Origin of the sequence: Candidiatus Paracoxiella cheracis (assembly GCF_049348705.1) — a bacterium.
GTDB classification, from domain to species: Bacteria; Pseudomonadota; Gammaproteobacteria; order Coxiellales; family Coxiellaceae; genus Paracoxiella; species Paracoxiella cheracis.
In genome coordinates this window covers 770662-784363 of record NZ_CP186485.1, presented here as the reverse complement: position 1 = coordinate 784363, position 13702 = coordinate 770662, and the positions used below count along the sequence as shown (strand labels likewise).

Here is a 13702-nt window from a genome sequence, read left to right as displayed (position 1 = left end):
TGGAGAATTAACGATTTATAATCAGTCGGTTAGGATTGTTCTTGAGTAGCCTCGCTATCGATTTCTGGCTGATTCCCTTTACCTGCGCCAAATCCATCAACGATTTGAAGTTACCATGCTGTTGACGATAGGCAACGATCGCTTTAGCCTTTTTAAGGCCAATACCTTTTAAGCTCGATAAAGTTTTCATATCCGCTGTGTTGAGGTCGATTGGTGACACCGACGTTTGCTGCTCCACAAGTTTATGGTGAGAGCGATGATGTTTTGGATGCGTTGCTGAAGCGGCAAAGGCAGAAGAGCATGTCATCATCATTAACAATGAGCTAGTAAAAATTACGGTTAGATATTTCATTCGTTGATCTCCATAAAATTAATTGGAAAGTTAAAGTTTAAAATATTAGGTAATTTTCGCAATACAGGGGTTGTGACTGTGGTGCCTCAATGTCGCAATTGCCACCATTGAAATATAACCTGTGTCATAATATTGAAATACGCTCACCATAAAATCATAAAACTCTTCATCAAACTGCGAGGAAAAAATGCGCAAATATTCTCGATTTCTCTATATATCCAGCCTGTTTTTTGCCTTTATCTTTTCACTCACTGACATATTCAGCTACACAACGTCATTAGACGATTCTTTTCGTAAAGGTAAATTACCCGAAGAGCTGTACTGGTGTATTTTTGGTTTATTTTTTCTAACCAATTTATTATCAGTAACACCCGCATATGGCGAGAAAACCTACAACGCCTTGCAACAAACTTCAAATTGTTGCCTACCTGAGACAACACTAGAAGAAGAAACAAACGAACAAAATGGCGCTTGTACAAAAATCATTAGAGCAGCCGGCCTCATTACACCCTTTTTAAAGGGACCCATCACCACCTCTTCTTTTTTTATTCATCTCGCTGGACTTATTAGAACTTGGGGGGCTGGTCATTTAGAATCTTCTTCCTACTTAATTGCATCCCCAGTCTGGTTATTATTTTTACCGCCGAGTATCATTGCCCAACTTGGTCAACTCTATAGCGCAAATTCTGATACCCAAGTCACGCGACTTACAAAACGGATTACAAAATACATTCCCGATCGCTGGCTAGCACGTTTAGCAAATGCACCCACTCTAGTTTTTTATTACAAAACAGCACTTGAGCTCGTTCTCAATGCAGGATGGACGTCAGAGGAAAGCGGCCCTCTAGTATGGGTGCTCCGATTCTGTACCTTGTGTTTATTTCTTTCTGGAAATTTAACCTATGAAAGGGGCATCAATAAAATTACTGGCAATGAAACCAACTCTCTTGAAAACCAATTATTAGAGAATCGTTGGGTTAAAACTGGCGTCGACTTACCTGCTACCTTCATCAGATCAGTCACTGGAGTTTTGGGTATAACGAGTGCTTGGACTTCCATTGCTAAACAACGGAATCTAGATGAAAATACAACTGAGGCTCTAAAAATCTTTTTTCAAGGCCTCAGTTGGCCTAGTGTTGGAATTGTACGATACGGTTACTTTGCTGGTCAACGATCCACTCCTGCTGTAACAGCAGCATCTACTAGTAGAAATGGATACGAAGTACTCCCCTAACGAACCGCTTCCGGCTCATAACGAGGCACCAGGCGTGTGACTAGCATCGGTTTGTCATCCATGATGCTGACAATGCTAACGGGTTTTACGGGAATGTGTCGTCCACCAGTATAACTGATGTTGCCAGTGATACCTGGAAAATTTTTTACTTTGGACAATGCTTTTATAAAATCTTTCGCACTCAATCCATTTGCCTGCTTAAAAACAAAAGCAACTAAATTTACAGTATCATAACCCAACGCTGAAAATGCATTCTGCGGCGAGACGTGAAATTTCTTACGATAGTGTTTAATAAATGCTTGCAGACTAGGACTCGTAGCGTTCGGATTTAAAAAAACATGCGTCGTAAAATAAATATTATTCGCATGACTCAGTGCTGTTTTAATAATAGCGCTTGCCACATAACTATCGCCACCCATAATAATGGCATTAATTCCGTTATTTCGTAAATCGCGAATAATGAAAGGGCGGTGCCTCATTTTTGTTGATGGCATCTAAATAACCCTCCCAAACTCGTGCCTATTGATAAATAATCCGATGACAATGTCGTGGACTTTATCCAGTTTAGAAAAGCAAATCGTCTTTCTCGCTAATCGCTTTATTCGTGTGCGCAATGTGAGATGCTTTCGTTCAATCGCTTGGGTATTTTGCTTTCCCACCAAATGTTTTGATTGAGGCAGGTGTCTTTCATAAGCACCCCAATCATCTGTATAGTAAAAGTTGATATCAAATGAGCTCAGTTTTTCTTTCAGTGCTTTAAATGCTGAATCTTTTCTTGGACCAAAATGATAAGCTAACACCTCATGTGTATGGTGATCAATCGCATGCCAAAGCCAACGTTGATTCTGTTTATTTCGAACAAAACTCCACATTTCATCCAGCTCCGCTTCTTCAACTTGTACAACATTAACAGTAACAGACGCACCAAGTGATTCTTTTTCCTTTAAAAGTCGTGTATTGACGCTCTCCAAACCTTCACCCCTTTTTTTTTAATTCACCAATAACAGTGTTAATGCTAATACGTAAAACGCCTGCAGTATCTCTGACGCCACTACCATTCATTGCCATATCAACTATTTTATCTTTAACACCAGGGGCACGAGCATTATGTGTGTAATCTAGAAGAAATGTATTTTTCTCACAAGCATTATTTTTACATTGAAACCTTTGCTTTCCTGTACTGCTGACGCCAAATTTTACAACCTCATGTAAACAGCAGCAGGGGCAAGCAACATTGATTCTTGCCATTCATTCAATCCTTATCCTAATGATTTTCTGAAATACCAAAATATATCACATCAACAAAAATGAGGCACTACCAATGAAAGGTGCTTCTTCCGGACCAGCCGCCAAATAAATCAAACGCGGCTGATCTTTTTCTGATTTAAGCGTTTTAATATCATCCTTATTGAATTTATCCTGTGAAAATCTCTTTACAACCTCAACAACACCACCATTTCGCACAAATGCATTGGCAAAATAACTCGCGAGTGTGCGGGTATATTCCATGTCTTTATCATAAAGAATTGTCGCTTTTTTAATATGCAAAGTATTAATCGCATATTCAGCGCCCGCTGCAGCCTGAGCATTATCGCCAAATGCGACTAAATATAAATTGTCAGGAATCGTGAGAGTTAGGCTCGGTGCCGTTGCACCCGAGCTGATAAAAACCTTTTTCGCTTTAACAATCGGAGGCGCTGCTGCCATCACCATATTATTATCACTCAAACCAATCACAACCTGTATTTTACTCTCCTTTGCAAGCTTTTCGGCTTCACGTTGCAAAACTTTCGGCTTTGATTGCCCATTCTCTATTTGCAGCAATAATTTATGTTTTTTTATTCCACCCTGAGCATTGATAGCTGCCACAGCCAACTCAGCACCGCGCAGCGATGCTCTATCCAATGGCGCTTGATCTCCCGTTAAGTTGTATAAAACACCAAGAGTAATCGTTTTTTCCGGCTGCGGTTGCTTTTTGGTAGCGGCAAATACTAACGTTGGTACGCAAAATACCAACAGCGATAATCCTTTAAAAAATCGAATTAACATTTTTTTACCCTATTATTTCCGTGTGAATTTGCTGCAATACCTCCAGCGGATTTTTAACTTGAGTGATTGGCCGACCAATCACTAAATAATTAGCTCCAGCTTCAATAGCTGCCTTAGGTGTCATAATGCGTTTTTGATCGCCCTTATCACTCGTTGCTAAACGAATTCCCGGCGTGACTAACAGAAAATTTTCATGTAGTTGTGAACGCAATATTGAAGCTTCTTGCGCAGAACACACCACACCATCTAAACCAGAATCTTGTGCTAACTTTGCAAAACGTGGCACCAACGTAACGACGCTGTCAGTCATCCCCATCAATTTTAAATCAGCATCATCCATACTCGTTAACACGGTAACACCAATTAATAAGGGCTTTTTACCAGCGATTCTGTCGATCTCATTGCGCGCCGCAGCAAGCATCGCCTGCCCTCCTTGCACATGCACATTGACCATCCAAACACCCAATGCCGCTGCCGAACGACAAGCGCCAGCCACTGTTTGTGGTATATCATGAAACTTTAAGTCTAGAAAAATTGAAAATCCTTTTTTCATGAATTCTTCAATAATGCTCGGGCCATAATGAGTAAAAAGAATGTTACCGATCTTTAAGCGACATAATTCTGGATTTAACTGTGACACTAAAGAGCGCGCATCTTCAAGCGAAGGATGGTCTAAAGCTACTATAACTTTCGGACCCAATGTTTCACTCATAAGCTTTAATCCCCAAATCCTGACACTGAGGCCTGTAATCTAATTCCCTTCCAAACCGCGTATGGGTTTGACGGTATTCCAGTGATGACAACTCGGACATAACCAATAAAGCGTTTTTCCAGAAAACCCACAATGCGAACATTGATAAACCGGCTTATCCGCTAATAATTTATTCATGAAACTCTGTAAAATGAGTAGCTTTTCTTTTGCATCGCCCGTTGAGTTTAATAAATATAATTCGACCAAGTGGCTTAAACCACGCAACGAAGGTTGGCGCTGAATTTGTTGCGCAATAAATTCGATCGCCACTTTCTCGCCGTGTTGACGGTGCAAATAATCGGAAATCACTAACACCAATGAAATTCGCGGATATCTTACCAAAGATTCTTCTAAAAATGTCACTAATGTATCTTCTTCATTGAGGTGTCGATAACAATCAGCCAGCGGCGCCACAATTTCAGAAATATAATCGGGATCTTGTGCAATCACGCGTTTATAGCAGCGAATGGCTTCTTTATAATGACCCGCCTCACTCTCCAAACGGCCGCGAATCATGCTGGCGCGCACGCAACCATGATCAATGGCCTGCGCTCGCTTGAGATCATTCAGTGCATCCTGCGACCAGCCCTTTTCAATCATTTGTTCTGCAAGCTCACAATAATACTGCGCGATGGTCGCAGACATCGACTCACCATGCGCTTGTAATTTTTTGGCGATCTCTATCGCCTTATGCCAGTCTTTTTCTTGCTGATAAATATGCAATAAAAAGTGCAGGCTCGGCTGATCTTCTTCACCCAGTTCAACTAGTTCGAGGAATAAACGCTCTGCACGATCGAGCACACCCGCACGCAAATAATCCTGACCTAGCTCCGATAGCGCATGCAGTCGATGCGGTTTTGCCAATTGCGGACGAGCAATTAAATTTTGATGCACCCGAATCGCACGATCCACCTCACCTCGACGACGAAATAAGCTACCTAACGCCAAGTGTGTTTCAACAGTATCACTATCGACTTCTAATAATTTAATAAAGACATCGACCGCTTTATCCGGTTGCTCGTTAATCAAATAATTTAAACCCTTAAAGTAATCGCGCCGTATTTTATGTGGCAGCCGTGGAATTTGTTTATGCGAAGCTCGCCGGCCCACGAACCATCCACAGGTTGCAGCGACAGGCAACAACAAAAACAATAATGGCATTAACACTAGTGAGTATCCTTTATCGGTATCGAACGTAAATTTTGCACTTCCTGCTCGGTTTGTTTCACGCGTGCTTTCAAATGGTGATTTGAACTCTTTGCACGGATTAGCGAAGGCAGCATGGCAATCACCCCTAGCAAGGCACCTAAAACTAACACGAGCAACAATAACAATGGTAAATGAATCGTCGTCGTGTTGACATAATAATTAAGCGTGAGCTTTTGAGGGTTTAAACTCGCAAAAGTCACTCCTACTAAAATAACAATAATCCAAAATATATAGATGACATATCGCATCGCCTTGCTTTCCTTCTACAAAGTTATCCTTGTAATGGATCACCAGCAGCCATTCTAGCTTACTTTTAAAACTGGAGCGAGGCGACAATTGAATAATACTAGTATATACGTACTTTTCCAGCCGCTCTAAAATATAAGGTAGGGACTTTTACTAAATTTCTTTTTAGGAAATGTTTGCAACTCATTGATAATAAATACTAAATTTTCATACTTTAGAAGCTATAAAAAAGGGGCGTTTAGCCCCTTTTTTTATATTAGTCTCCGCTTTTATCCCGCATTTTTTCCTTTAATAAATCACCTAATGTTGTCTTGCTCGGTGCATTACCCACCGTGCGTGTACCGTTTTCATCGGGTGCTTTTTCAAGGACTTTATGGGAAACTTGAATTTGACGCGTTTTAGTATCGACGCTAATAATTTTCACATCGACTGCATCGTCAATCTTCAGTTCATCACGCAAGTCTTTCACGCGATCATAGCTGTAATCACCAATGCGTAACTGCGCCGTCATGTCATCGGTCAATTGCACGATTGCTTGTTTGCTATCGACTTCTTTGACAGTCGCTTTAAGCACAGCATCACGATCAATACCTTCTAGATACTCTCCAAATGGATCGGATTCTAGTTGCTTAATACCGAGCGAAATACGTTCGCGCTCTGGATCGATCGCCAAAATAATCGCTTCAACCTCATCACCTTTCTTGTATTGACGAACAGCTTCTTCACCGCTCTCCGTCCATGAAATATCAGACATGTGAACAAGACCATCGATATCACCTTCAAGACCAACAAACATACCGAAGTCGGTAATCGAACGGATTTTACCGGTGACTTTCTCGTCTTTTTGATGCTTGTCTGCAAATTCCTGCCAAGGATTCGACTTACATTGCTTAATACCCAGCGAAATTCGGCGACGATCTTCATCGATATCGAGGACGATGACTTCAACTTCTTCGCCGCTTTGCACGACTTTGCTTGGGTGAACGTTCTTATTCGTCCAATCCAGCTCAGACATATGCACTAAACCTTCAACACCTTCTTCTAATTGCACAAAGCAACCGTAGTCTGTGATGTTGGTGACTTTACCAAATATACGCGTACCTTGCGGATAACGACGTGCAATGTTTGCCCATGGATCTTCACCTAATTGTTTCAATCCTAATGAGACACGATTTTTGTCGCGATCGAATTTCAGTACTTTTACTTTCACTTCATCACCGACATTCACTAATTCACTTGGATGTTTAACGCGTTTCCAAGCCATATCGGTAATATGTAAGAGTCCATCGACACCGCCTAAATCCATGAATGCACCGTAATCGGTAATGTTTTTCACAATACCAATCACTTCTTGGCCTTCTTGTAATTCTTCAAGGCGGGCTTGACGTTCTGCACTGGTTTCTGCTTCCATCACCGCGCGTCGTGATACCACCACGTTATTGCGCTTTTGGTCCATCTTAATAATTTTGAATTCTAATTCTTTACCTTCGAGGTAACCTGGATCTCTCACCGGTTTTACATCGACGAGCGAACCCGGTAAAAAGGCCCGCACAGAACTGACTTCAACGGTAAAACCACCTTTAACACGTTCGATAATTTTACCAATAACCACTTCATCAGCTTTGTGTAATTTTTCTAACGTTGTCCATGCCGCAGCGCGTTTTGCTTTTTCATGCGACAGTCGCGTTTCACCAAAACCATTATCGGGCGTGTCGATAACCACTTCGACTTCATCACCCACATGGATGTCTTCATCTTTAAATTCTGCGGCAGGAATAATGCCTTCGGATTTGAGTCCTGCATTCACGATCACTCGATCAGGACGGATATCAACAATGGTTGCTTTAACTAAGGATCCCGGACGTAAGTCGGTATCCATTAAACTTTGTTCAAATAATTCTGCAAATTTTTCAGTCATAAAATTAAATACCTTGAAATGGACACAGCCATTTCCCCAAAAATATGGTTAGTTTAAACACCCCTAACGGGGACCTATCATCCACGGAGTCGTTCTTCAACGTGTTTCACGACTTCCACAAATACTTGATCGATTCCCAAATTGGTCGTATCGATCACAATCGCATCATCTGCTGGCTTGGTCGGCGAGATCTCTCGGTCGATATCCCGGCGATCTCGCTCCATTAATTCTTCTTGAATGTCGCGCAGGCTAACATTAATCCCACGCGCTTGCAACTGCTTGAAACGTCGCTCGGCACGCTCCTTGGGGTCTGCTTCAAAGAAAAACTTCACATTCGCATCGGGGAAGACCACCGTGCCCATATCACGGCCATCGGCCACCAATCCGGGGGGTCTGCGAAAGTCGCGCTGATACTGAAGAACAGCCTCCCGAACCATGGGATACGCCGATACTTTAGAGGCCATCATCGCGCAGTCTTCTGAGCGGATATCATCGGAGATATCGTATCCATCGCAAGTGATCCTGGAGATTTGCTCAGCTCGGTCTTGGATAGCAATCTGAACTCGCTTCAGCAAACGCGCAAGCGCTGCCTGATCATCGGGCGATATTTGATAATGTAAAATGGCCCAGGCGATCGCACGATAAATCGAACCGCTATCCAGAAAATGCCATTTCAAATATTTGGCTAACATCACACTAATGGTGCCTTTACCCGAACTACTCGGCCCATCGATGGCTATCACTGGAACCGATTGATTTTGATTATGCTCTTTTTGCAACTCCACTATCCTTCTCTAACGCTAAAACCTAACTTCCATCCCCACTTCGTTTGCTAATTCTACAAAATTCGGAAAGGACGTTACTACATTTTCACAATTTTTGATGCGTATCGATTTTTTTGCGACGCAACCCGCAACAGCAAATGCCATCGCAATTCGATGATCCCCGAAACTATCAACTTCACCTCCTTGCAACTGACCACCTTCAACAATAATACCATCGGGCAGCGCTTTTGCTTTTATACCCAGTGCTTGTAATCCCACTGTCATTGCTTCGATGCGATCCGTTTCTTTGACGCGTAATTCTCGTGCACCATGTAATGTGGTGGTGCCTGATGCACAGGCCGCGGCAATTAATAAGGCAGGAAATTCATCGATCGCCAGAGGCACTTGATCCACTGGAATTTCAATGCCATGCAATTGAGAATGACGACTGACGCGGATATCGGCAACCGGTTCATGTCCTTCGAGTCGCTCATTGATTATTTCAATATTAGCGCCCATGGCTTTTAAAATATTAATGACTCCTATGCGGGTCGGATTAATGCCAACATGTTGCAGTACGAGCGAAGACTTCGGAGTAATTGTCGCTGCAACCATAAAAAATGCCGCTGAAGAAATATCGGCCGGAACATTAATATCATGCGCACGAAGCTCACCCCCACTTGATAAACAAATTTTATTCTGTGTCACTTGCACTGAATAACCAAAAGTTTGTAATACACGCTCCAAATGATCACGCGTTGGAGCTGGTTCGGTCACACATGTTGTGCCATCGGCATAAAGACTCGCTAGCAACAAACACGATTTTACTTGTGCACTTGCAACCGGTAATTCGTAATGAATACCCTGCAACGATTGTCCGCCGGTAATTTTTAATGGTGGCGTTTTATTTTCTGTCATCGTTATTTTAGCACCCATCGAAAGCAATGGATCCACAACCCGCGCCATCGGTCGTTTTGATAATGATTCATCGCCTATTAATACCGAATCAAACGATTGTGCCGACAATAATCCCGCCATTAATCGCATGCTCGTTCCCGAGTTTCCAAGATTTAATTGATCCGGTGGCGCTTGCAAACCGTGCAGGCCTACTCCATTCACAATAACGATATTTTCATCGTCGATCGTTTGAATATCGACTCCCATTTGTTGCATGGCATTGATCGTGGCGTAATTATCCGCTCCTAGCAAACAGCCATTGATTTGTGAACGACCCTTAGCGATCGAGCTTACGATAACCGCTCGATGGGAAATGGATTTATCACCTGGGACTCGTATTTCGCCGCTTAGGGCATCGGTTGGTTCGGTATGAAAATTCACGTTTTACCCATGTTGTTTTTCAAAGTCTCGCATGAAGGCGATTAGTTTATCGACACCCGCTTCGGGCATAGCATTATAAATGCTAGCACGCATACCACCCACTAAGCGATGGCCTTTGAGATTGGCCAATCCATTTTGAGTAGATGCTTCAACAAATAATTTATTTAAGTTTTCATTGGCTAACGTAAAAATAACATTCATGCGCGAACGACAATGAGGATCAATCGAATTGTGATAAAAATCGCTTTGATCGATAAATTCATACAATTTTTTTGATTTTTGTTGGGCGCGTTTATCCATTTCTTTCAACCCACCTTCTTTTTTAAGCCATTTAAAAACAAGCCCAGCAAAATACCACATGAATGTCGGCGGTGTGTTTAATAATGATTTTTCTTGGGCCTGAAAATCATAGCGAAATGGCAACGGCGTTTCTTTGAGTGGTGTTCGTTTTAGTAAATCGTTGTGAATGATGACAATAGTCAACCCTGCCGGAGCGATATTTTTTTGTGCGCATGCAAAAATTAAACCGTAGCGCGAAATATCAACGGGTCGTGACAAAATATTTGATGACATATCACAGACCAAGGGTAAATCACCGCCATTCGGTAAAAATGGAAACTCTATGCCATTTACTGTTTCGTTGTCGACGTAATATAAATAAGCTGCCTCTTGCGGCATTTTCCATTCTTTTTCATCAGGAATCGATGTGTAATTGGAAGCTTTGCTACTTGCCACCAGATTAACATCACAATAATTTTGTGCGGCCTTCATCGATTTTTGAGACCATATTCCTGTGTCAATATAAGCTGCATTTTTATAATCGCCAAGAATATTCATTGGAATAAACGCAAAATGCGCTTGCGCACCACCTTGTAAAAATAATACGGAATAATCAGGAGGAATATTTAATAAATCACGTAAATCCTGTTCTGATTCATCCACCACTTGCTGGAAAGGTTGGCCACGATGAGACACTTCCATCACTGACATTCCCATGCGATGCCAATCCAACAATTCATCACGCGCTTCTAATAACACTTCTTCTGGCAGCATTGCAGGACCAGGGCTAAAATTATAGACTCTTGAATTCACCATGATAATATTTCCATTTTCTAAAACCCGAAACTTATTTCTTAATCTTCCGCTTGATGCACATGATCCAAATCCGCTGAAATAGCCTCCAAGCCCACTAGCGTTTCACCTTCTGCGAGTTGAATTAATCGCACACCTTGCGTGTTGCGACCAATCACGGAAATTTCTTCAACGCGCGTTCGCACCAAAGTACCTTGGTTACTGATCAATAACACTTCGTCCTGCTCAAACACTTGGGTGGCTGCAACTACTTTACCATTGCGGCTCGTGACACGAATTGCAATGACACCCTGACCACCGCGACCTGTTTCTCGATAGTCTTCAAGGTCTGTTCGTTGACCATACCCTTTTTCAGTGGCTGTCAAAACACAACCTTTAGGCTGAGCAATAATCAATGAAATTAGTTTCTGATCTTGTTTTAATTTAATGCCACGCACACCACGCGCCGTTCGACCCATCGGCCTTACGTCTTTTTCATGGAAGCGAATGGCCTTACCCGCGTCGGATAGCAACATCACTTCCTTTTTGCCATCGGTAATATCAACACCAACAAGTTGATCACCTTCGTCCAACTCTAAAGCGATTTTCCCTTTTGTGCGCGGACGTTCAAATTCAGTCAGCGGCACTTTTTTAACGGTACCCTTTGAGGTGGCCATAAATATAAAGTGTTTTTCATCAAATTCACGGATCGGCAAAATTGCAGAAATCTGCTCATCTTTTTCTAATGGCAATAAATTCACGACCGGCCGACCACGTGCAGCACGACCACCTTGCGGCACTTGGTATACCTTCAACCAATACACCTTTCCTTGAGTTGAAAAACATAGGATCGTGTCGTGTGTGTTAGCGACTAAAATATTTTTTACAAAATCCTCCTCTTTAACACTCGTCGCCATCTTTCCACGACCACCACGGTGTTGGGCCTGATAGCTACTTAATGATTGCGATTTCACATATCCCGCTTGTGATAGCGTCACCACCATGTCATCTTTTGAAATTAAATCTTCATTAGTGAAGTCTTGCTTGGTGTCGATGATTTCAGTACGACGATCATCGCCAAATTGCTTTTTAACGTCTTTTAATTCATCACGAATCACTTTATGCAACTTATCCGGATCAGATAAAATCTCGATGAGTCCTTGAATTGCCACAACAATGTTTGCGTATTCTTCGTGAATTTTTTCTATTTCCAAACCGGTCAAGCGGTGTAATCGCAAGTCTAAAATCGCTTGTGCTTGCGTGAGTGATAAATGATACCCTTTTTTGTCAGCGCGATATTGAGCTGGCAAATCATCTGGACGCGTGAGATCTGTGCCCCCCTTCTGTAAGAGTTTAGCAACTGACCCAGGATTCCAGGCTTTTTCCAATAATTTTTCTTTAGCGGCTGCTGGCGTTTTGGCTTTTTTAATCAGTGCGATTACTTCATCGATATTGGCTAGTGCAACGCCCAAACCCTCTAAAATATGTGCGCGTTCGCGAGCTTTTCGTAAATCGTAAATGGTTCTTCGCGTCACCACTTCACGACGATGCTGTAAAAACGCACCCAATAATTGTTTTAAGTTGAGCAAGCGTGGCTGACCATTATCTAGCGCCACCATGTTAATGCCAAACACAGTTTGTAGTTGTGTTTGTGCATAGAGGTTATTTAATACGACATCAGGATTATCACCGCGACGCACTTCGATCACCATGCGCATACCGCGTTTGTCTGATTCATCACGCAATCCCGAAATCCCTTCAATTTTTTTATCGCGCACCAACTCACCAATTTTTTCTAGGAGTCGCGCTTTATTCACTTGATAAGGCAGCTCATGAACGATAATAGAAGCCCGTCCGGATTTTCCATCGGTTTCCACTTCCGTTTTAGCACGTACATAAATGCGACCACGACCCGTTTTGTATGCATGGATAATCCCGCTGCGGCCATTGATAATACCGGCTGTTGGAAAATCCGGTCCTGGTATGTATTTCATTAACTCATCAATGCTGAGATCTGCGTTATCGATGAGCGCAATCGTCGCGTCAATAATTTCATTAAGGTTGTGAGGTGGGATGTTGGTCGCCATGCCCACTGCAATACCAGAGGCGCCATTGACTAGTAAATTTGGAATACGGGTCGGCAACACAACCGGCGCCATTTCTGTTTCATCATAGTTTGGAACAAAGTCGACTGTTTCTTTGTCGAGATCGGCCATTAAAAAATGAGCAAATCGCGACATACGAATTTCGGTGTAACGCATGGCAGCAGGCGCATCACCATCGACGGAACCAAAGTTACCCTGCCCATCAACTAATAAGTAGCGCATACTAAATGGCTGCGCCATACGCACAATCGTGTCGTAGACGGCCGTGTCGCCATGGGGATGGTATTTACCAATCACATCACCGACGATACGAGCCGATTTTTTATACGGTTTATTCCAATCATTGCCCAGCTCACTCATGGCATACAGTGCACGGCGATGCACGGGTTTTAGCCCATCTCGCACATCGGGCAGTGCACGACCGATGATGACGCTCATCGCGTAATCGAGGTACGATTGTTTGAGCTCTTCTTCGATCGTTATTGGAATGATTTCATTAGCAGCCTCTGCCATGATGGTTTCCTCTATAAAAACAATAACTTAGTCTGATTCGCTGGACAGAAAATTATATCATATTACAGGTCCGGTAGCGAGGTTAAAAGGCCTTTTGCCCCCAATCCTCATTTCCGCTAATATGTGTACCTTCGTCAAAATCGACTAAAGAG

Annotated in this window: 14 protein-coding genes; 1 reads left to right on the top strand and 13 read right to left on the bottom strand. The window is 42.6% G+C overall.

Annotated elements, in window-relative coordinates; all coding sequences use genetic code 11:
- Positions 1 to 7: 7 nt before the first annotated feature.
- Positions 8 to 352, bottom strand: a complete 345-nt coding sequence (locus ACJMKR_RS04180; RefSeq protein ID WP_423063902.1) for a ComEA family DNA-binding protein — start codon at positions 350 to 352, stop codon at positions 8 to 10.
- Between the two features lie 187 nt (positions 353 to 539).
- Here ACJMKR_RS04180 and ACJMKR_RS04175 point away from each other — a divergent pair, with 187 nt between their 5' ends.
- Positions 540 to 1586, top strand: coding sequence for a hypothetical protein (locus tag ACJMKR_RS04175; protein WP_423063901.1), 1047 nt, complete (start codon positions 540 to 542; stop codon positions 1584 to 1586).
- Here the strand turns inward: ACJMKR_RS04175 and ACJMKR_RS04170 are convergent.
- From ACJMKR_RS04170 to gyrA, 12 genes are all read right to left on the bottom strand, one after another.
- Positions 1583 to 2080: an ABC transporter substrate-binding protein gene (locus ACJMKR_RS04170; protein ID WP_423063900.1), complete on the bottom strand. Its 498-nt coding sequence runs from the start codon at positions 2078 to 2080 to the stop codon at positions 1583 to 1585. The two genes, ACJMKR_RS04175 and ACJMKR_RS04170, sit on opposite strands and share 4 nt — an antisense overlap.
- A complete protein-coding gene (locus ACJMKR_RS04165; RefSeq protein ID WP_423063899.1) occupies positions 2081 to 2557 on the bottom strand; it encodes an IS1 family transposase in 477 nt (158 codons plus the stop codon).
- Positions 2558 to 2561: 4 nt separating this feature from the next.
- Positions 2562 to 2834, bottom strand: a complete 273-nt coding sequence (locus tag ACJMKR_RS04160; protein WP_423063898.1) for an IS1-like element transposase — start codon at positions 2832 to 2834, stop codon at positions 2562 to 2564.
- A 45-nt stretch (positions 2835 to 2879) separates the two neighbouring features.
- A complete protein-coding gene (locus tag ACJMKR_RS04155; RefSeq protein WP_423063897.1) occupies positions 2880 to 3635 on the bottom strand; it encodes an ABC transporter substrate-binding protein in 756 nt (251 codons plus the stop codon).
- A 4-nt stretch (positions 3636 to 3639) separates the two neighbouring features.
- The gene (gene pyrF, locus ACJMKR_RS04150) at positions 3640 to 4347 is read right to left on the bottom strand and encodes an orotidine-5'-phosphate decarboxylase (protein WP_423063896.1); all 708 of its coding nucleotides are present in this window, start codon (positions 4345 to 4347) and stop codon (positions 3640 to 3642) included.
- A gap of 39 nt (positions 4348 to 4386) precedes the next feature.
- Entirely contained in the window at positions 4387 to 5547 is a 1161-nt protein-coding gene (gene lapB, locus ACJMKR_RS04145; protein WP_423064185.1) for a lipopolysaccharide assembly protein LapB, read from the bottom strand.
- A 5-nt stretch (positions 5548 to 5552) separates the two neighbouring features.
- Positions 5553 to 5843, bottom strand: coding sequence for a lipopolysaccharide assembly protein LapA domain-containing protein (locus ACJMKR_RS04140; protein WP_423063895.1), 291 nt, complete (start codon positions 5841 to 5843; stop codon positions 5553 to 5555).
- A gap of 254 nt (positions 5844 to 6097) precedes the next feature.
- Entirely contained in the window at positions 6098 to 7759 is a 1662-nt protein-coding gene (gene rpsA, locus ACJMKR_RS04135; protein ID WP_423063894.1) for a 30S ribosomal protein S1, read from the bottom strand.
- A 77-nt stretch (positions 7760 to 7836) separates the two neighbouring features.
- Positions 7837 to 8538 carry a (d)CMP kinase gene (gene cmk / locus ACJMKR_RS04130; RefSeq protein ID WP_423063893.1) on the bottom strand — a complete coding sequence of 234 codons (702 nt, stop codon included), beginning with the start codon at positions 8536 to 8538 and terminating at the stop codon, positions 7837 to 7839.
- Positions 8539 to 8559: 21 nt separating this feature from the next.
- Entirely contained in the window at positions 8560 to 9861 is a 1302-nt protein-coding gene (aroA, locus tag ACJMKR_RS04125; RefSeq protein WP_423063892.1) for a 3-phosphoshikimate 1-carboxyvinyltransferase, read from the bottom strand.
- Between the two features lie 3 nt (positions 9862 to 9864).
- Entirely contained in the window at positions 9865 to 10956 is a 1092-nt protein-coding gene (serC, locus tag ACJMKR_RS04120) for a 3-phosphoserine/phosphohydroxythreonine transaminase (protein ID WP_423063891.1), read from the bottom strand.
- Positions 10957 to 10994: 38 nt separating this feature from the next.
- Positions 10995 to 13550 carry a DNA gyrase subunit A gene (gene gyrA, locus ACJMKR_RS04115; RefSeq protein ID WP_423063890.1) on the bottom strand — a complete coding sequence of 852 codons (2556 nt, stop codon included), beginning with the start codon at positions 13548 to 13550 and terminating at the stop codon, positions 10995 to 10997.
- Positions 13551 to 13702 lie beyond the last annotated feature (152 nt).

Excerpts from the sequence above, each read along its gene's own strand:
- rpsA (WP_423063894.1), bottom strand. The coding sequence starts at position 7,759 with ATGACTGAAAAATTTGCAGAATTATTTGAACAAAGTTTAATGGATACC.
- pyrF (WP_423063896.1), bottom strand. The coding sequence starts at position 4,347 with ATGAGTGAAACATTGGGTCCGAAAGTTATAGTAGCTTTAGACCATCCT.
- gyrA (WP_423063890.1), bottom strand. The coding sequence starts at position 13,550 with ATGGCAGAGGCTGCTAATGAAATCATTCCAATAACGATCGAAGAAGAG.
- ACJMKR_RS04140 (WP_423063895.1), bottom strand. The coding sequence starts at position 5,843 with ATGCGATATGTCATCTATATATTTTGGATTATTGTTATTTTAGTAGGA.
- ACJMKR_RS04155 (WP_423063897.1), bottom strand. The coding sequence starts at position 3,635 with ATGTTAATTCGATTTTTTAAAGGATTATCGCTGTTGGTATTTTGCGTA.
- lapB (WP_423064185.1), bottom strand. The coding sequence starts at position 5,547 with ATGCCATTATTGTTTTTGTTGTTGCCTGTCGCTGCAACCTGTGGATGG.
- ACJMKR_RS04160 (WP_423063898.1), bottom strand. The coding sequence starts at position 2,834 with ATGGCAAGAATCAATGTTGCTTGCCCCTGCTGCTGTTTACATGAGGTT.
- ACJMKR_RS04180 (WP_423063902.1), bottom strand. The coding sequence starts at position 352 with ATGAAATATCTAACCGTAATTTTTACTAGCTCATTGTTAATGATGATG.
- serC (WP_423063891.1), bottom strand. The coding sequence starts at position 10,956 with ATGGTGAATTCAAGAGTCTATAATTTTAGCCCTGGTCCTGCAATGCTG.
- ACJMKR_RS04175 (WP_423063901.1), top strand. The coding sequence starts at position 540 with ATGCGCAAATATTCTCGATTTCTCTATATATCCAGCCTGTTTTTTGCC.
- ACJMKR_RS04170 (WP_423063900.1), bottom strand. The coding sequence starts at position 2,080 with ATGCCATCAACAAAAATGAGGCACCGCCCTTTCATTATTCGCGATTTA.